Annotated in this window: 29 protein-coding genes and 1 pseudogene; 17 read left to right on the top strand and 13 right to left on the bottom strand. The window is 65.6% G+C overall.

The genetic code is table 11. The features are described 5' to 3' along the window. Positions 1 to 34: 34 nt before the first annotated feature. Genes NFH98_RS20825 through NFH98_RS20870 form a run of 10 tightly spaced genes read right to left on the bottom strand, consistent with a single transcriptional unit; the run spans position 35 to position 3,599 of the window. The gene (locus NFH98_RS20825) at positions 35 to 262 is read right to left on the bottom strand and encodes a hypothetical protein (RefSeq protein ID WP_349623156.1); all 228 of its coding nucleotides are present in this window, start codon (positions 260 to 262) and stop codon (positions 35 to 37) included. Then, positions 252 to 617 (bottom strand): Acb2/Tad1 domain-containing protein, encoded by a 366-nt coding sequence (locus tag NFH98_RS20830; protein WP_349623157.1) that lies wholly within the window; start codon positions 615 to 617, stop codon positions 252 to 254. Before NFH98_RS20830 ends, NFH98_RS20825 begins: the two co-directional genes overlap by 11 nt. Continuing rightward, positions 614 to 1,099, bottom strand: a complete 486-nt coding sequence (locus NFH98_RS20835) for a hypothetical protein (protein WP_349623158.1) — start codon at positions 1,097 to 1,099, stop codon at positions 614 to 616. The genes NFH98_RS20830 and NFH98_RS20835 overlap by 4 nt, the downstream gene beginning before the upstream one ends. Continuing rightward, positions 1,096 to 1,515, bottom strand: a complete 420-nt coding sequence (locus NFH98_RS20840; protein ID WP_349623159.1) for a hypothetical protein — start codon at positions 1,513 to 1,515, stop codon at positions 1,096 to 1,098. The genes NFH98_RS20835 and NFH98_RS20840 overlap by 4 nt, the downstream gene beginning before the upstream one ends. Position 1,516: 1 nt before the next feature. Next, a complete protein-coding gene (locus NFH98_RS20845; protein ID WP_349623160.1) occupies positions 1,517 to 1,843 on the bottom strand; it encodes a nucleoside triphosphate pyrophosphohydrolase family protein in 327 nt (108 codons plus the stop codon). A 2-nt stretch (positions 1,844 to 1,845) separates the two neighbouring features. Further along, a complete protein-coding gene (locus NFH98_RS20850; protein WP_349623161.1) occupies positions 1,846 to 2,190 on the bottom strand; it encodes a DUF1064 domain-containing protein in 345 nt (114 codons plus the stop codon). Then, a complete protein-coding gene (locus tag NFH98_RS20855; protein ID WP_349623162.1) occupies positions 2,178 to 2,402 on the bottom strand; it encodes a hypothetical protein in 225 nt (74 codons plus the stop codon). Before NFH98_RS20855 ends, NFH98_RS20850 begins: the two co-directional genes overlap by 13 nt. After that, positions 2,402 to 2,818 carry a hypothetical protein gene (locus NFH98_RS20860; protein WP_349623163.1) on the bottom strand — a complete coding sequence of 139 codons (417 nt, stop codon included), beginning with the start codon at positions 2,816 to 2,818 and terminating at the stop codon, positions 2,402 to 2,404. The genes NFH98_RS20855 and NFH98_RS20860 overlap by 1 nt, the downstream gene beginning before the upstream one ends. Continuing rightward, positions 2,812 to 3,393 carry a hypothetical protein gene (locus NFH98_RS20865; protein ID WP_349623164.1) on the bottom strand — a complete coding sequence of 194 codons (582 nt, stop codon included), beginning with the start codon at positions 3,391 to 3,393 and terminating at the stop codon, positions 2,812 to 2,814. The genes NFH98_RS20860 and NFH98_RS20865 overlap by 7 nt, the downstream gene beginning before the upstream one ends. Beyond that, positions 3,390 to 3,599 (bottom strand): hypothetical protein, encoded by a 210-nt coding sequence (locus tag NFH98_RS20870; RefSeq protein ID WP_349623165.1) that lies wholly within the window; start codon positions 3,597 to 3,599, stop codon positions 3,390 to 3,392. Before NFH98_RS20870 ends, NFH98_RS20865 begins: the two co-directional genes overlap by 4 nt. Before the next feature lie 196 nt (positions 3,600 to 3,795). Between NFH98_RS20870 and NFH98_RS20875 the strand changes: the two genes are divergently transcribed. The 16 genes and pseudogenes from NFH98_RS20875 (at position 3,796) to NFH98_RS20950 (ending at position 12,868) form a co-directional block, all read left to right on the top strand. Beyond that, the gene (locus NFH98_RS20875) at positions 3,796 to 4,434 is read left to right on the top strand and encodes an XRE family transcriptional regulator (RefSeq protein ID WP_349623166.1); all 639 of its coding nucleotides are present in this window, start codon (positions 3,796 to 3,798) and stop codon (positions 4,432 to 4,434) included. A gap of 114 nt (positions 4,435 to 4,548) precedes the next feature. Then, positions 4,549 to 4,830 carry a hypothetical protein gene (locus tag NFH98_RS20880; protein ID WP_349623167.1) on the top strand — a complete coding sequence of 94 codons (282 nt, stop codon included), beginning with the start codon at positions 4,549 to 4,551 and terminating at the stop codon, positions 4,828 to 4,830. Further along, complete coding sequence (locus NFH98_RS20885) at positions 4,827 to 5,249, top strand: hypothetical protein (protein ID WP_349623168.1); 423 nt, start codon at positions 4,827 to 4,829, stop codon at positions 5,247 to 5,249. The genes NFH98_RS20880 and NFH98_RS20885 overlap by 4 nt, the downstream gene beginning before the upstream one ends. Further along, positions 5,249 to 5,539 carry a hypothetical protein gene (locus NFH98_RS20890; RefSeq protein ID WP_349623169.1) on the top strand — a complete coding sequence of 97 codons (291 nt, stop codon included), beginning with the start codon at positions 5,249 to 5,251 and terminating at the stop codon, positions 5,537 to 5,539. The genes NFH98_RS20885 and NFH98_RS20890 overlap by 1 nt, the downstream gene beginning before the upstream one ends. A 38-nt stretch (positions 5,540 to 5,577) precedes the next feature. Continuing rightward, complete coding sequence (locus tag NFH98_RS20895) at positions 5,578 to 6,189, top strand: HNH endonuclease signature motif containing protein (RefSeq protein WP_349623170.1); 612 nt, start codon at positions 5,578 to 5,580, stop codon at positions 6,187 to 6,189. Continuing rightward, positions 6,186 to 6,413: a hypothetical protein gene (locus tag NFH98_RS20900; RefSeq protein ID WP_349623171.1), complete on the top strand. Its 228-nt coding sequence runs from the start codon at positions 6,186 to 6,188 to the stop codon at positions 6,411 to 6,413. The genes NFH98_RS20895 and NFH98_RS20900 overlap by 4 nt, the downstream gene beginning before the upstream one ends. Before the next feature lie 36 nt (positions 6,414 to 6,449). Further along, positions 6,450 to 7,367, top strand: a pseudogene (locus NFH98_RS20905) (recombination-associated protein RdgC); the annotation flags it as partial. After that, complete coding sequence (locus tag NFH98_RS20910) at positions 7,347 to 7,622, top strand: DNA translocase FtsK (RefSeq protein WP_502878766.1); 276 nt, start codon at positions 7,347 to 7,349, stop codon at positions 7,620 to 7,622. The pseudogene NFH98_RS20905 and the gene NFH98_RS20910, both read left to right, overlap by 21 nt. A gap of 10 nt (positions 7,623 to 7,632) precedes the next feature. Beyond that, positions 7,633 to 8,229, top strand: a complete 597-nt coding sequence (locus NFH98_RS20915; RefSeq protein ID WP_349623172.1) for a hypothetical protein — start codon at positions 7,633 to 7,635, stop codon at positions 8,227 to 8,229. 475 nt (positions 8,230 to 8,704) lie between these two features. Continuing rightward, the gene (locus NFH98_RS20920; RefSeq protein ID WP_349623173.1) at positions 8,705 to 8,986 is read left to right on the top strand and encodes a hypothetical protein; all 282 of its coding nucleotides are present in this window, start codon (positions 8,705 to 8,707) and stop codon (positions 8,984 to 8,986) included. Between the two features lie 185 nt (positions 8,987 to 9,171). After that, the gene (locus NFH98_RS20925) at positions 9,172 to 9,813 is read left to right on the top strand and encodes a nucleotide-binding protein (RefSeq protein ID WP_349623174.1); all 642 of its coding nucleotides are present in this window, start codon (positions 9,172 to 9,174) and stop codon (positions 9,811 to 9,813) included. A gap of 53 nt (positions 9,814 to 9,866) precedes the next feature. Next, entirely contained in the window at positions 9,867 to 10,106 is a 240-nt protein-coding gene (locus NFH98_RS20930; protein ID WP_349623175.1) for a hypothetical protein, read from the top strand. A gap of 119 nt (positions 10,107 to 10,225) precedes the next feature. Continuing rightward, entirely contained in the window at positions 10,226 to 10,369 is a 144-nt protein-coding gene (locus tag NFH98_RS20935; RefSeq protein WP_349623176.1) for a hypothetical protein, read from the top strand. Between the two features lie 10 nt (positions 10,370 to 10,379). Next, positions 10,380 to 11,117: a hypothetical protein gene (locus NFH98_RS20940; RefSeq protein WP_349623177.1), complete on the top strand. Its 738-nt coding sequence runs from the start codon at positions 10,380 to 10,382 to the stop codon at positions 11,115 to 11,117. Positions 11,118 to 11,826: 709 nt separating this feature from the next. After that, positions 11,827 to 12,096: a hypothetical protein gene (locus NFH98_RS20945; protein WP_349623178.1), complete on the top strand. Its 270-nt coding sequence runs from the start codon at positions 11,827 to 11,829 to the stop codon at positions 12,094 to 12,096. 118 nt (positions 12,097 to 12,214) lie between these two features. Next, the gene (locus NFH98_RS20950; RefSeq protein WP_349623179.1) at positions 12,215 to 12,868 is read left to right on the top strand and encodes a recombinase family protein; all 654 of its coding nucleotides are present in this window, start codon (positions 12,215 to 12,217) and stop codon (positions 12,866 to 12,868) included. Positions 12,869 to 12,889: 21 nt separating this feature from the next. Here NFH98_RS20950 and NFH98_RS20955 read toward each other — a convergent pair whose 3' ends face one another. Both NFH98_RS20955 and NFH98_RS20960 read right to left on the bottom strand, forming a co-directional pair. Next, positions 12,890 to 13,240 (bottom strand): hypothetical protein, encoded by a 351-nt coding sequence (locus tag NFH98_RS20955; protein WP_349623180.1) that lies wholly within the window; start codon positions 13,238 to 13,240, stop codon positions 12,890 to 12,892. A gap of 66 nt (positions 13,241 to 13,306) precedes the next feature. Next, positions 13,307 to 13,591, bottom strand: coding sequence for a hypothetical protein (locus NFH98_RS20960; protein ID WP_349623181.1), 285 nt, complete (start codon positions 13,589 to 13,591; stop codon positions 13,307 to 13,309). Here NFH98_RS20960 and NFH98_RS20965 point away from each other — a divergent pair. Further along, entirely contained in the window at positions 13,590 to 13,745 is a 156-nt protein-coding gene (locus NFH98_RS20965; RefSeq protein WP_349623182.1) for a hypothetical protein, read from the top strand. The two genes, NFH98_RS20960 and NFH98_RS20965, sit on opposite strands and share 2 nt — an antisense overlap. Positions 13,746 to 14,150: 405 nt before the next feature. On the opposite strand, the gene NFH98_RS20970 is transcribed toward NFH98_RS20965, so the two are convergent. Continuing rightward, a partial coding sequence (locus NFH98_RS20970) for a hypothetical protein (RefSeq protein WP_349623183.1) occupies positions 14,151 to 14,390 on the bottom strand: 240 nt, incomplete at its 5' end.

The following is a 14,390-nucleotide window of genomic DNA, read 5'->3' on the forward strand; positions in this document are numbered from 1 at the left end:
TAAATCGTTATGACGTCATAGATACTGACGTCGGCTAGGTATCTCGGCAGTCGGTGCAGACGTACTCGTCGTCGATCACGTCGAGCTCGACCTCCTCGCACCACCACCCACAGGCCTCACACACCTCATGGCCGGCCTCGACCATGATGCGATTGACCTCATCCTCGGTCAGGCCGAACTCATCGGCGGCGTCAGCTGCGGGTCGGCAACTTCCGGCGAGCAGCTGCTCGACCTCGGCCGCGACATCCATCTCAATCGACATGGCTATCCCGCTCTCGGGTGCGATCCTTGAGCGCCTCGAGCGCCTTCTCGATATGAGCCAGAGACTCGGCGTTGTAGGCGTTAGCATGCGGCCCCGACTGGAAGCACGACAGGCGGTCGAGGCAGACGGCCAGCAGCGCCTCGAGGGTCACGCCGTTGACGCCTTCGGCAGGATTGCCGACCTGAAAGCGAAGGTGTGCCAGCCAGCGCGACACACCCTGATCGACGCCCTCGCCGATCGCATACTCGGCCTGGGCGCCGCCAGGACCATAGGGACCGTGGGCCGACACCCGCATATTCATATCGCCCAGGTCACCATCGATGCCATGGGCGGTGATGATTCGCATTTCGGTCATTGTTCAACCTTCCATACAGGCTCATAGATCGAATCGAAGTGCCCCCGCAGGCTCAGGCGGCGAAGGGCCGAATACATCAGCTGTGTCTCGCTGCGCTTGTTGCCCTCGAAGGGCTTCTTGATCCACCAGTGGCAGTTGGCCGGCACTCCGTGCGCTCTCTCCACTTTTCGCGGGTGAACGTACAGCAGCCCCCAGCCAGGCGGCAGCTCATCAGGAGCAATCAACCCTGGCGGGCACATCATGAACCGCCAATCCCCCATCCCCTCGGCAGGGTCACGGCGGAAGCGCTTTTTCTTGTCGGCCAGGAAGTCGGCTCGAGAAGCTTTGCACTCGATCAAAAGCGACAAGCCGTCGCGCCAGCCAATCGCATCAGGCTGCTCGCCTGAATGCGTTGCAGCGCGAAACCGGTCGTTGAACACGACGCCGCACCCCTGCCCCCTGAGCCATTTCTCTGCCCGCTCCACCAAGTGGTCGTGAGTCATTGCTCCCCCAAATTCTGCTCTACTGCTTTCCTGCCGGCCGCGAGCCGGTACTTGTACATGCGCAGGCCCAACCCGAGGGCCCGCGCCTTGTCCGCCTGGGTCAGCGCCTTAGCCTCCTGGTCGCGCTGGTCGCGCCACTCACCGGCAGCGCTCCACACGCCGTACTCGTATCGCAGCACCTTGGCGGTCATGTCATCCCGGGCGGCGATCGCCATCACCGCGGCCTCGATGCGCTCCTCGACCAGGTCGGTGGGGGCGTCACCGCCACCACCACCGAACACCACATGCCCGCGCCCCTCCATCCACCGCGCCAGGATCGATGGGCCGGCGGAGGGCAGCACGCCGCCCGGGCTGTGGCACCAGCGGGCCCACAGCTCGAACAAGTCATCGAGGTCACTGCGGCGACGGCGCGCCATATCAGTGCTCCTGGTTGGCGTTTGCCGTCGCCACGACACGATCGCCCACATGCTCACCCTCGGGATGGGTGCCAACACCGATGCGGTGGCGATAGCCATTCAGGGTCGGGTCGCCCTCGAGCGCGACCCGCATGGCCATGGTGGCCACCTGGATGGCCTCCCTGCGGACCCGTTCGGGCGACTCCTCGAGCAGGGCCTTGGCCAGCTCCCCGACCTCCTCGGTGAGCGCACACATCGAGGCCTCCGGAGACGGAAACTTATCCACAGCGGCGCCGTGCTCGTTTTCCACCTCGATCAAGAACGCCATGACTCGGCTGGACATCTTCACGGTCACACCTCCTTTATGGTGATCGGGTACAGCGCCTCGACCTGGCGCTTCTTGAGCCGATAGACGTCGGTGCGCACACCCTTCACATCCACCACCTCCACCTCTCCGGTGGCCAGGAACACCACGAAATCGGCGATGTACTTGGTGCCGCCAGGCAGGTGAAACGGCACCTGCCACAGGAACATCACCACCTCGCCGGCCTGCTGTCGCACCTTGAGTTCGCCGTAGTAGCGGGCTTCCTTCTTGCTGTCGAAGGTCCGGCCATCCACCTGAATGCGCCGGTTGCCGTACTTGGAGCCACTCGAACGGCGGTACAGCTGGTGGCGAGGCGTTTTCACCGACGCCATGCGTTGAACTCCGCGACCAGGTGGCCATAGCGCTCGGCGGCGGCCGGATTGGCGTCCAACTCCCGACGACTCATCACCCGCACCGCCAGCCTCACCTCCTTGGCCGCGGCCTCGGCATCGGGCACCGGCCGCCCCGTCTTTTGCGCGAGAAAGTCACGAAAACTCGAGTTACCGCACAGGATGGCCGCGCCCTTCGTGAAACCTCGACTCATTAGGCCTCCCGGGCGTCCAGCGCCAGCAGGGTCGCGGACAGCGCCTCGACCGGATCCAGGAAGTGGCGATCACCGCCCGGCTTGCTGGTCACCATCAGGTCGCCCCGTTGGATCGCCACCTCGCTGCTGGGCACGCCCTGGACGTGCCACATCACCCCGCCCAGGTCGCGAATCTGCTGGGCCTCCGGCTCCGTCAGAACCTGGGAAAACAGCGCGCCGGCCATCCGCGCGCACTTCACGTCCTCAATGGATTCGCCGATGCGCTGCACGCGGCTCTGGATCGACCCTCGCCCACCGCGCAGCGTCGGGTTATAGACGGCATGCACCAGCAGCCGCCTGAGCTTGGCCTCGGCGGCGGCCTCGGCCACCGCATCCCGTCGCGTGGCGTTGGAGCCCGCGATTCCGATGATCACCATGTCGTGGCGTCCTCCAGTCGTTGCCGGCGCAGCGCCTGGAGCTGACGGTGCAACGCGGCGGGGTTCATTCCAGTGTTGTCGGCGACGGCGCGCTGGACGGCCGCATTCATCTCGCCGACCGTCACGTTCGAGGCGCACCAGCGACGGAACATGCGCAGCGCCTTGGGATCCTTAGCCATCGCCGGCGGAAAGGAGAGCTCCTGCTCGAACCAGGCCGCCCATTGCTCGGAAGTGGTATAGAGGGTCTGCTCGTCGGGGGGTGGCAGCACCTCGCGAGGATCGCGCGGCAACGTCAACTCGGGGCAGCCGACGGTGACGCGCTCGCCGTCATCCTCGAAGGTCAGCGCGCCCCACTCCGCACAGAATGCGAAGAATTCGGCGAGGCGCTCCTGGTCACCGGCCAGCGCGGCCGCCCAGCCATCCCATGAAAGGGTCGCGGCTCGGGCCTCACCCTCGGCGGCGATCACCTCCAGCGCCTTGAGGTAGCGGGCATAGCCGACCAGGGCGAAATGCGACTCGATGGCCGCCACCGCCTCGGTCTCCGACAGCGTCGCGGCATGCACGAAGGCCGTCATGCCACCTCCGCCCGAGCCCGCGCCAGCGGCCCATAGATGCCGTTGTAGTCGACCCGCCCACGGGTCCGCACCACGATGTTAAGCGCCGAGGCCAGCCGCGGCGCCTTCTGGAACCGGTACCAGCTGTACACGGTGCGCGGCTTCTCCTTGAGCAGGGCAGCGGCCCCCTCGAGGCCGAACTCATCGATCCAGTCGTTTAGTTCCACAAAACGAGTCTCTAATGTCACGTTATGTGTCATGGTAGCGCGCAACAACCGCGTAAACAAAGACTTTTTATGACGCGATGACACGCAAAGTGTATTATTCTCTGGTAATACAGACCGGCGCTCACGACGACAGGGCTCAGCACGTCACGGAATGACGGCAGCCACGCGCCAAACAGCCAGGCCATGGGGACACTGCATGTCGGACACTCGAGAGATCATATCCACGCGCCTCGCCGCCGCGCGCCGGGACCTGGGGTTGACGATCGAGGAAGCTGCGCAGCGCATGAAGTTCACCCGCTCGCGCCTTTCCAACTGGGAACTGGGCATCCGCGCGCCGAAGTACGAGGAGCTCGAGACCGCCGCACGGGTGCTGGGCGTCACGCCCGCCTACCTCACCGGCTGGGACGCCTCGACGCCCGGCGCCGGCTATCGGCCAGCAGACCGGAACACGATCACCCACAAGGGCGAGACCACCCGCATCGCCAACGCCACCGACGTCGCCGCCTACAGTCCGGCGTATCTCGCCCAGCACGGCCTCGATGCCAATCAACTGATGGCCATTCGTGTGGACGACGACACCATGGCCAACGTCATCCGGAGCGGCGATGTCGTGCTGGCGGACATGACCCGCACGCGTTCCGACAGTCGGCCGGATCTGTTCGCCATCCTGGTCGGCGACCGCGCCTGGGTGCGGCGCATCCGCCCCGAGCTCGACGGCACCTACACGCTCAGCGCCGAGGATAGCCGCCAGTATCCCGACCAGAATCTGACCCGAGCCCAGCTCGACGACATGACCATCATCGGCCGCATCGCGCGGATCGAACGCGACAGCTAACCCCGTACTAGCCACCTCATGAGCACGGCATGACACATGCCGTGTTTTTTATGGTTGCCTCGTGACACTTTTAGTGACAAATTACACTTTCAGTGACGCATACGAGGAGCCACCATGTCAGACCAGCAGCCGCTCGCGGTCCTTCCCACGCCGCCCTCGCGCCGTGGCAGCCTCAGCACTCTGAGCGCCCGCTCGCTGCACCGAGAGATCCGGCGCAACGCCGCCCTCGCCGGCGGCATCGAGGCCATCGCCGAACGCGCCATCGACGAGGGCGAGGCCACCCAGGAGCAGCTCGAACACCTGGGCGACCTGTCGCGACAGGTGCGCGAAGACCTGACCAGCATGGCCGTGGCCGTCGCCGAGATGGCAGGAACGTCGGGGGGCGAGTCGTCATGAATCCGATCGTCGGCGAGGACGTCATCGGCCAGGGCGGACAGAACCTCACCGCCGAGGAGCTGACCGTGCTGGTCATGCTGGCCGACGGTGCCACCCCCAGCGCCATCGAGACGGCCGTCAACGGCGACCGCGCGGCCGTCCGACAGATCGAGCGCAACCTGCGCGCCAAGCTCGGCGCCAAGACCAAGACCCACACCATCGCCCGCGGCTTCGTCCTGGACGTGCTCGCCCCTCGCGCCCTGTGCCTACTGCTGTCCGTGCTCAGCGTCGGCGCCTTCCCGGACGGCCAGACCAACCGCGTGCCACGTCGCGCCGGTGCTCCAACCACCGCCAGCCGCGCCAGCCGCACCCAGCGCCAGGACGTCGGCCCCGGCGGGCCACTGCCCAATATCGCGGCCCTCTACGCCCAGGTGAGCTGATGCACAACGTCCACGTCATCACCGGCCCACGCCGCCGGCACTGCCGATGCCGCAACTGCGGCGCCCGCCAGGTGAAGGCCAAGCACCCGGCCGAATACACCCGCCGGATCCGCTGCAAGCGCTGTGGCGCTTTCGACAGCCTGCGCCTCGACAAGTGGGCGGACAGGCGCGGCTGGCGAGCGTGGACATGCTACTGCGACGGCTACCACTTCCCCCATCGCATTCGCTCGACCTGGTGCATCCATAACCCCCACTACCCGGTCGACCTCGAGCGCCTCAAGTTCGCATAACGCCATAACTTTTTAACGAAATAACGCGGAGAATCGGCATGGCAAGAAACGATGGCACCCCCTGGAGCGAGAGCGACCGCCAACTGCTGCGCGAACTCTACCCGAACGAGGGCAACGCGACGCTGGGCAAGATCTTCGGACGCAACCCTCGCAGCGTCGGACAGAAAGCCCGGGCGATGGGGCTTAGCAAATCAGCCGAACACATGGCCGCCGGTCCGGGGCAGTTCAGGACCGGCCAGGCCGCATGGAACAAGGGCATAAAAGGGCTGGACTTCGGCGGGCATGCCACCCGTTTCAAGGCGGGCCGACGTCCTGAAACCTGGGCGCCGATTGGCAGCGAACGTGAATGCGATGGCTACCTACAGCGCAAGGTGACCGACACCGGCTACACACCCCGCGACTGGCGGCCCGTGCATCACCTGGTGTGGGAAGAACACACCGGACGCCAGGTGCCCGAGGGGCACGCCTTGGTGTTCCGCGACGGCAACCGCCGCAACTTCACCCCCGACAACCTCGAGCTCATCACCCGCGCCGAACTGATGCGACGCAACAGCTATCACACCAACCTGCCGCCGGAGCTGGCCCAGATCGTACAGCTGCGCGGCGCCATCACCCGCAAGGTCAACAATCGCCGGAGACGCCACGCATGAAGAACAAGATCGACGACCTCAGAAATCACATGTTCGCCCAGCTCGAGCGGCTCGGTGATGAAGACCTCACCGGCGAGGAGCTCGACAAGGAAATCGCCCGCGCCCGCGCCATGAACGGCGTGGCCGGATCGATCATCGACAGTGCACGCGTAGAAGTGGACTTCCTCAAAGTCACCGGGCGCGACAAGGGCAGCGATTTCTTGCCAGCCCCTGACGACGTGTAACGCCCAACCGCCATAACGCTTTAACGAGATAACGCCATGTTCTTCAAAGCCGCTACCGCCTACCATCTCCACGACGCTCCCGACCTCGACCAGGCCACCCTCGAGGCGGCCCTCGGCGAACAGGCCTTCCGCCCCCTGGGCGGCAGCGAGGCACGCCGCCTCGGCTGGTGTGCGCCCGCCGGTCGCGCCGGTACGCAACTGCTGCACGAGCTCCAGGGCCAGCGCCTGATCACCCTGCTGCGCCAGGAGCGGCTGTTGCCGGCCGGCGTGGTAAAGGACGAGCTCGAGGAGCGCGTCGAGGACATCGAGGCCCGCGAGGGCCGCCCCCTTCGCCGTCAGGAAAAGATCGCCCTCAAGGAGCAGGTCTACGAGGAACTCCTGCCGCGCGCCTTCGTGCGCACCCAGAAGATCGACCTGTGGTGGGACACTCGCCGCGGCCTGATCGTCGTCAACACCGGCACCCGCAAGCGCGCTGAGGAGGCCCTCGACTTGCTGCGCGAGACCCTGGGCAGCCTCAAGATCACCCCTCTTTCCACCCAGACGCTGCCCATGCGCGGTATGACCGGTTGGCTCGGCGACACCGCCACCCGGCCGGAGTGGCTCGCCCTGGGCGACACGGTCGAACTCAAGGCCAAGGGCGACGACGGCGTGGTGCGAGCCCGCCAGGTGGACCTCGACAGCGACGAGGTACAGCAGCTACTCGAGGGCGGTCGTCAGGTCAGCAAGCTGGCGATCGGCGCCCAGAACCTGGCCACCTTCGTGCTGCACGACGACCTCACCCTCAAGTCGTTGCGCTTCGACGACCGCGTGATCGACGAGGCCAGCCAGGCCGAAGACGGCGACGACGCCCTGGTGCGCCTGGAAACCGACTTCCTGCTGATGACCCAGGCCCTCGCCCAGGTGATCGAGCAGCTGGTGGCCAGCCTCGGCGGCATCGCCCAGGGCCAGGGCACCGCCCTCGAGCAGGGGCCGTGCGGAGGCGATGTCGATCCCGGACAGCAGCAGGATGACCAGGGCGTCGAGGACCCACTCTACGCAGAGGCCGCCGAATACGTGACAACGTCGCGCAAGGCGTCCGTCAGTGCCCTTCAGCGCCACCTCAATCTCGTCTATAACCGCGCCGCCCGGCTGATCGAGACCCTGGCGACCTACGGCGTCGTCTCGCCCATCGACGCCCAGGGCCGTCGTCATGTGCTCACGCAAGGCTGAGGAGCAACGCATGCCCGCCACCTGGAAGACCTGGTCACCGAACAAGATCGAACGCTTCAAGGTGCTGCACCGCGACGGCGTCACCTATCGCGAGATCGGCAAACGCATGGGCCTGAGTTATGACCAGGTCCGCGGCGCCGTGCGCCACTATCGTCTGCCCACCAAGTCGCGCAGCTGGCAGGCCTGGTCTCGGGAAGACTACGACCGTCTCGAGGCTTTGTACCGCGAGGGGCTGTCCTACCGCCAGATCGCCGAGCGCATGGGCCGCAGCTTCAACCAGGTGCGCTGCACGACCGAACGCCTGGAGCTTCGCGACATCGCGCGGACCAACCCGCGCGAGCGAAGCGACTGGCCGGCACTCGACCCGATCATTCGCGACTGTCTCGAGGCCGAGCTGATGACCGTGCCGCAGATCGTCGTGCGGCTGGCCAGGCTCGGCCACACGGTATCCCGCACCGGCGTGCACAGCCGCATCGAGAAGATGGGCCAGGACGCCACCCGCCGCATGTACCGCAACGCCGCCCGGCGGCGCGGTGCCGCCGGGCGGCGCCGGGGCCTGAGGCAACGGGCAAAGAGCGCCCAGCCCAATAAAATTATGACGCTGTAACGCTGTAACGCTATAACGATATAACGCATACCGTTCGTATCGCTGACACCAACCTGCCCCAGATCGAATACCAGGGAACCTCCGTCACCACATGGCCCCAACCGCTCAGACAGGAAGGCCATCGCCGGACGAGTGCTCGCGCACCACGGCACGCCCCCGGCGCGTGCCTAATCCCGCCAGCGCCGCGACAGAGATTCCCGGAACACCCGTTAGCTGGCAATTGACCCCCCGACGGCGCGGCGATACGCTCGCTTCGCCGTCGCAAAATCGATGGCCGGGTTTAGCAGCCTGCAACGCAACCAGCGCACGCCCCATGACGTGCGGCGCCCCCGTGCGCCCGCGCGATCCGTCATGGCGGGTCGTGCGCGGGGCACCTTCGGGTGCGCCGGGTCCTGGTTGCCCCGGTCTGCTAACCCGTGTACGGCCCGCCCCCATCACGACACAACGGCGGGCGCCAGCAACCAGGGAACGCGACATGACACACTCTCCGCTCACGCCGGCCGCCGGATGCGCCCCGGTCACGCCCCCCAGCCGCCAGCTCATCTATCGACAATGCCGTCAATCTGCGGCGCTTGCCGCCGGCATCGCCTCGATGGCGAATCGCGCGGTGGATGAAGGCGGCGCCAGCGAGCTCCAGATGGAACACCTGTCCGACCTCTCCGACCACCTGGTCGAACGTCTCGAGGCACTGGCCGCCGCCATCGCCGAGGCCTGCACCCCGCCGCCTCAAAGAACATGCCATGAACCATCCAAATGACGAGGCGGAAAACGGCGCTAGTGGCGGCCCTGGTCTACCGAGACTTCTGTAACGCTATAAAGATTGCGTTATATGTTGATATGGACGCATCGACACACTATCCTGAACAGCGCAACGCCATAACGCTGTGACGCTATACCGCCATGACGTTGCACGCTCTCACCAACGCAACAGGGATCGACACCATGGGCTATATCATCGGCGTGTTCTCTCAAAAGGGCGGGGTCGGGAAATCGACCACGGCCCGGGCGATCGCCACCACCTACGCCAAGGCCGGCTGGGACGTCAAGGTCGCCGACCTGGACATCAACCAGTCCACCTCTTTCACCTGGCTGCAACGCCGCCTCGCCAACGGCGTTGAGCCGGTGGTCTCGGTCGAGACCTTCGGCACCGTATCCCACGCGCTGCGGAACGCCGATCGCTACGACCTGACGGTGCTGGACGGCGCCCCTCACGCCTCCAAGGCCACCGCCGAGGGGGCCAAGCGTGCCGACCTGGTCGTGCTGCCGACCCAGCTCTCGCTCGATGACCTCGAGCCCCAAGTGATGCTCGCCAACAGCCTGGTCAGCGACCACGGCGTGCCCGCCAAGCGGATCGCCTTCGCGCTCAGCAAGACCGGCGACAGCCAGCGCGAGCTCGAGGAGGCCCGCGACTACCTGTCCGCCACCCCCTACCATGTCCTGGCCAGCCAGATCCCGGAGAAGACCGCCTTCCGGCGCGCCCACGACGGCGGCCTGTCGGTGGTGGAATCCCCCTATAAGGGGCCGCGCGACCAGGCCGACGCACTGATCCAGTCGCTGATCGACCGCCTCGAGTCGCTGGCCTGACATAACGCCACAACGCAACAACGCCATAACGCTGATAACAGGAGGGCGCCAGCATGGCCGCACCCAGCAAGAAACCCAACGCCAAGGGCGCACCGCCCCAGGCCGGCGACAAACGCCACGTCGTGGGCAACAACACCCGCAAGCCCGAAGCGGGCGAGAAAACGACATTCAATACGCGGGTACCGCCGGAGTGGAAGAAGCGGCTCAAGATGTTCGCGGTCGCGCACGACGTCGACATGCAGGAAGTCATGATCGAGGCCGTGACCGAGTATCTGGACAAGAAGGGCGGGTAGCCGCCTGGAAGGATTGCCGGCCGGGGCTCTCACCTCCCAGCCGGCACCGACATCGCGGGTCTCTCACCACCCGCAACGCCACGACATGCAACGCACCAATGGGCTAGAGGAACATCATCATGTCAGCACAGGACTATACCAGCATCGCCCGCACGCCACTACGCCGGCTGCGCGAGCTGCCGATCGACAAGCTCGAGGCCTTCCTGGCCCGCTGCGCGCCACTCACCCGCGACGCCCTGGGGCGGATCTTCCAGGCTCAGTAAGGGGACGACCATGACCGAACGACGGATCGACATCATCTACCGCATCGACCGCCCCTGCGCCCAGGGCACCATCGAGATCTATGGCGACCCCGACATGGGCTGGTATGAGGCTCGCACCCTGGAGAATGGCGAGGTGATCCGCGACACCGGCCGGCAGGGCAGTTTTGGCATGCAGTACGGCAGCGCCGCGATCGCCCTGCGCGACGCCCTGAATCACGACGAGCCGCCCCAGGGCGCCACCCCGACCGAGCGAACGATCGATGTTCTGGATGACCTGGTCGCGGAGTTGAAAGGGACAGACGAAAAGGAGCGTCTCGCCGACATCCTCCGCGAGACGATGGATGAAATCTACGGAGGGGGGCGGTGGCCGACGGGCGAGACCCTTCCGCTCACTTTCATCTGCGGAGTGCAGATCAATCAGGACAAGGGCCGCCTGTGGGATAACGTGGCGGTAATCGAGGGAGAGAAGCACGGCTACGTCGCCGCGGTGCTCGACGTCGACGGCAAGTGGCATGAAGGCTGGCGGGGAGACACCTGGGCCGAGGCCTTCGCCGCGATCGGCGCCGCCCTGGACGTCAGCGGCACCGAGATCCTCGAGCGAGAACTGGCCGAGGCACGCCAGAAGCTCGAGGCGCTGCAGCCGGCCATCGACGCCGGCGACCAGGGCGCCCAGAATGACGCGCGCCTTCTGAGGGAGCACGAGGCGGCCATCGTGAAGCGTCTCGAGGCGGGCGAGGAAGGCGCATAGCCCATACCCCGCCACGACCGATAGGCCCGCCGCGTGCGGGCCTTTTTCGGCGGCGGATTCAATCAGGTTACTGACCTGGCTGTCTTTCGAGCCGACTTGATAACGGTATAAGATACAAAGGCCCTAAACGACAAAACCCGCCTAAGCGGGGCGGGTTTCGTGTGGCTGGCCGTAAGCGACAGCGCAGCCAATGCAGGTTCAGCTCGGTGATGAGGTGATATTAAGCAGTAATGCCGGGGCCGTCAATAGTGGTTAAAAGGCGAGGGAGCGCCCACGGGGCGGTGAAATTCCATCCGAACATCGACACCAACATTCAATCACGCTTATGCTTGGCCCTGTAGAATCGACACCGACGGCGCGACGCGCGTTTTTTCGGTTTCGTCGGGCGCGTCATAGAACAGTGCCCGAAATTCGCCCCACCATCCCGGCATAAGCACCCGGCTGGCATTGTGTGGTGGAGCCCTCAACGCGTCGCGCCTTTGGGTTCAGCTCGGTGATACAGCTGACCGTGGAACCCTATAGGCCAGTAAGGGGAAAGCGGGCGACTCCAGCGATAAGGAGTCGTAGACATGGAGATTGTAATTGCCATTCTATCGCTCGCGATCAGTGCTGCCGGCCTGTATTTCTCGGCTAAAGCATACTACCGCGACTAAGCTAGACCCGCCCCGGGGTAACCCCCCGGGGTTGGGCACCCCTCATCAGGCCGAACATGCACCACCACCCCAACACCGCCCAGCGCTGGGAACGCGACGCCATGCTGACCGACGGCATCGACGGCGAACTCGCCCGGATAGGCGCCCGCCTTATCGACCAGGCCTACCTCGACCAACACTACCGCGATCAACGGCTGATGGACCTCCTCGGCCACGATTGGTATGCGCGCATGATCCGGTTCGCCTCCAGGCGACCCAACGTCGCTCGACAGGTGTGGCTATACATGATCGAACATCGCGGTCTTCCGCCAAGACGGGGCCAATAGGGCACCCCCTTGCAGCCCTGGTCGCCACATCCCCCTCGAGAGGGGGGCAGTAATCCCCAGCGGGGCCTATAATGCCCTCCCGACTTTCGACCCACCTATATGACCCAGGGGAGGGGCCATGTACGTTCGCGCCTACCTACGCGCCAGCACCGAAGAACAGAACGCCGCTCGGGCCCGGGGTGAGCTCGCGGCCTTCGCCGAGGAGCATCGCCGACCGATCGTCAGCTGGTACCAGGAGAACGCCTCGGGTGCGACCGCCGATCGGCCCGAGCTTCTTCGCCTCCTCGAGGACGCCCACCCCGGCGACGTGCTGCTGGTCGAATCGGTCGATAGACTCTCGCGCCTGACCCGGGACGACTGGCAGCGGCTTCGCGGGCGCATCGACGCCCAGGGGCTACGGGTGGTCGCCCTGGACCTGCCCACCAGCCACGCCGCGATGACCGCCGACCAGGGCGACGACATCACCGCGCGGATGCTGGACGCGGTCAACGGCATGATGCTCGACGTGCTCGCGGCCGTGGCGCGAAAGGACTACGAGGACCGGCGCAAGCGCCAGCGGCAGGGGATCGAAGCGGCACAGCAGGCGGGGAAATACCGAGGTCGCCCCAAGGACCACGAGAAGCGCGAGCGTATCCTGCAGCTGCTCGAGGCCCGTGACGGGGAGGGTAGGGCGTTCGGCAATGGCCGCATCGCCCGGATGGTCGGCTGCAGCGAGACCACCGTGAAACGGGTCAAGCGAGAGTTGCTTTCCTATACCCCGACCAAACCGTAACGCTATAACGAAATCGTTACATTATCCACTAGCGGCCCGCTCGCGACGCTTGCGCACCCTCGAGGAAAGACGGGACCAGTCCTCGGGCTGCATCCAGCGGTCGACCCAGGCGAGCAGCAGCTCGGCTCGGCGGCGATCGGTGTAGTCCTCGGGATAGGCGGTAAAGTCGCCGGCCAGCGCCAGCAGCTGGCAAAGGCCGTCACGGGCCGTCTGCGGCTGGAAATCGAGACCCTGGCCTCGGGCCTGGCTGTTGAACGCTTCGGCGCTCCTGGCCAGATTGAGGGTTGCGGAGGTGGGGTCGAAGGCGGCATCCAGCAGCACCCCCAGCCAGATGGTCACCTCGTCGGGACGGATCTCGCGCTTGCGCGACATATCCGGGGCTCCTTTGCGTGAATATGTCACACTATTCTAGCCGATATGCGCGACACTGTCGCGCCATCAGTCGCCACGGAATCGATTGCGCAGGATCCAGCGATCGGGGGTTCCCTGGTCGGGAGCCTCGAGCTGCCGCCTGCGAGCCACTACGGCGTCAGCCGACGCTGCCCGGGCGAGGATCCGCGCGGCGAGGGTATCCAGGGGATGACCGGTAGTCGCCTGGACGTAGCCCGCGCCGACGCAGACCGGGCATTCCAGGTCGTGGAACACGCCGCGACTATGCCCCCGGCCGTGACACTCTGGGCAGCGGGTCGCCTCGAGGCGGCGTAATGCGGATGAGGTATGCATGGTTGATAGTCTATCGGTTGCCGCCATGCCGTGCGACGGGGTGCCGCGCAGCGGCACGGTAGGCGCCATGACCATGCCGGATCGGTCGATCAGCGCGAGCGCCGCCACCGGCCGAAGGCCGCTGGACAATCGCGAGAAGCGCCACACCATGTAACTGCCGAACAGAGCGGGTGCTCGAGGGGCGCAGCCCCTCGGACCAACGGCGCGCCGCGCCGGCGGTAGTCTAGAGCGGTTTCTCGCCTTGGCGAGGCATTTTGGGGATAAACCCCGGGAACCGGGGGTTAGACTAAACCTATGGTTTTACATAGAGACCCCATATTAACAGTGCACAGATAATTCTTACTGGGATTACCTAATATCTACTGAAATCACTTAATTTTACTCCCCATACGAGACTGAGCCGGCCGCTGGCCACTGGTGGCGTTCTTGGTGGTGATATTCGGGCGATGGGAGGAAATAGGTGCGCCTCGAGGAGGCGATAACGCGGGAGGGGCGGTGTAAGGGCGTGGGGCAACCCACGGCGGGCCGTGTCATCCAGGAAAGGGGGCAGAGGCGGGCACTACTGTCGGTCGCGCCACTCCTCGTATGGCGGGTACTTGATGCGGACCAGTTGGCGGATCTGCTCGGGCGTGGCGCCAGGGTTCTTGCCTGCCAGCTCGTAGAAGTAGTCGTTGACCTGCCGGTTGTACTGCGCGAGCGCCTCCTTCTCGGGGTCGACGTCGGCAAGACCCTTCCTGCTACCGCGGCGCTGCTTCGGCATCACCGGCGGCACACCGGTCTCGGCGGCCTGTTTGGTGGC

This window comes from Halomonas sp. H33-56 (assembly GCF_040147035.1).
Lineage (GTDB): Bacteria > Pseudomonadota > Gammaproteobacteria > Pseudomonadales > Halomonadaceae > Halomonas > Halomonas litopenaei.

Bases quoted from the DNA above. Each gene is read 5' to 3' on its own strand.
- NFH98_RS20825 (WP_349623156.1), bottom strand. From the start codon at position 262: ATGTCGATTGAGATGGATGTCGCGGCCGAGGTCGAGCAGCTGCTCGCC.
- NFH98_RS20830 (WP_349623157.1), bottom strand. From the start codon at position 617: ATGACCGAAATGCGAATCATCACCGCCCATGGCATCGATGGTGACCTG.
- NFH98_RS20835 (WP_349623158.1), bottom strand. From the start codon at position 1,099: ATGACTCACGACCACTTGGTGGAGCGGGCAGAGAAATGGCTCAGGGGG.
- NFH98_RS20840 (WP_349623159.1), bottom strand. From the start codon at position 1,515: ATGGCGCGCCGTCGCCGCAGTGACCTCGATGACTTGTTCGAGCTGTGG.
- NFH98_RS20850 (WP_349623161.1), bottom strand. From the start codon at position 2,190: ATGGCGTCGGTGAAAACGCCTCGCCACCAGCTGTACCGCCGTTCGAGT.
- NFH98_RS20855 (WP_349623162.1), bottom strand. From the start codon at position 2,402: ATGAGTCGAGGTTTCACGAAGGGCGCGGCCATCCTGTGCGGTAACTCG.
- NFH98_RS20860 (WP_349623163.1), bottom strand. From the start codon at position 2,818: ATGGTGATCATCGGAATCGCGGGCTCCAACGCCACGCGACGGGATGCG.
- NFH98_RS20865 (WP_349623164.1), bottom strand. From the start codon at position 3,393: ATGACGGCCTTCGTGCATGCCGCGACGCTGTCGGAGACCGAGGCGGTG.
- NFH98_RS20875 (WP_349623166.1), top strand. From the start codon at position 3,796: ATGTCGGACACTCGAGAGATCATATCCACGCGCCTCGCCGCCGCGCGC.
- NFH98_RS20880 (WP_349623167.1), top strand. From the start codon at position 4,549: ATGTCAGACCAGCAGCCGCTCGCGGTCCTTCCCACGCCGCCCTCGCGC.
- NFH98_RS20885 (WP_349623168.1), top strand. From the start codon at position 4,827: ATGAATCCGATCGTCGGCGAGGACGTCATCGGCCAGGGCGGACAGAAC.
- NFH98_RS20890 (WP_349623169.1), top strand. From the start codon at position 5,249: ATGCACAACGTCCACGTCATCACCGGCCCACGCCGCCGGCACTGCCGA.
- NFH98_RS20895 (WP_349623170.1), top strand. From the start codon at position 5,578: ATGGCAAGAAACGATGGCACCCCCTGGAGCGAGAGCGACCGCCAACTG.
- NFH98_RS20900 (WP_349623171.1), top strand. From the start codon at position 6,186: ATGAAGAACAAGATCGACGACCTCAGAAATCACATGTTCGCCCAGCTC.
- NFH98_RS20915 (WP_349623172.1), top strand. From the start codon at position 7,633: ATGCCCGCCACCTGGAAGACCTGGTCACCGAACAAGATCGAACGCTTC.
- NFH98_RS20920 (WP_349623173.1), top strand. From the start codon at position 8,705: ATGACACACTCTCCGCTCACGCCGGCCGCCGGATGCGCCCCGGTCACG.
- NFH98_RS20925 (WP_349623174.1), top strand. From the start codon at position 9,172: ATGGGCTATATCATCGGCGTGTTCTCTCAAAAGGGCGGGGTCGGGAAA.
- NFH98_RS20930 (WP_349623175.1), top strand. From the start codon at position 9,867: ATGGCCGCACCCAGCAAGAAACCCAACGCCAAGGGCGCACCGCCCCAG.
- NFH98_RS20935 (WP_349623176.1), top strand. From the start codon at position 10,226: ATGTCAGCACAGGACTATACCAGCATCGCCCGCACGCCACTACGCCGG.
- NFH98_RS20940 (WP_349623177.1), top strand. From the start codon at position 10,380: ATGACCGAACGACGGATCGACATCATCTACCGCATCGACCGCCCCTGC.
- NFH98_RS20945 (WP_349623178.1), top strand. From the start codon at position 11,827: ATGCACCACCACCCCAACACCGCCCAGCGCTGGGAACGCGACGCCATG.
- NFH98_RS20950 (WP_349623179.1), top strand. From the start codon at position 12,215: ATGTACGTTCGCGCCTACCTACGCGCCAGCACCGAAGAACAGAACGCC.
- NFH98_RS20955 (WP_349623180.1), bottom strand. From the start codon at position 13,240: ATGTCGCGCAAGCGCGAGATCCGTCCCGACGAGGTGACCATCTGGCTG.
- NFH98_RS20965 (WP_349623182.1), top strand. From the start codon at position 13,590: ATGGTTGATAGTCTATCGGTTGCCGCCATGCCGTGCGACGGGGTGCCG.
- NFH98_RS20960 (WP_349623181.1), bottom strand. From the start codon at position 13,591: ATGCATACCTCATCCGCATTACGCCGCCTCGAGGCGACCCGCTGCCCA.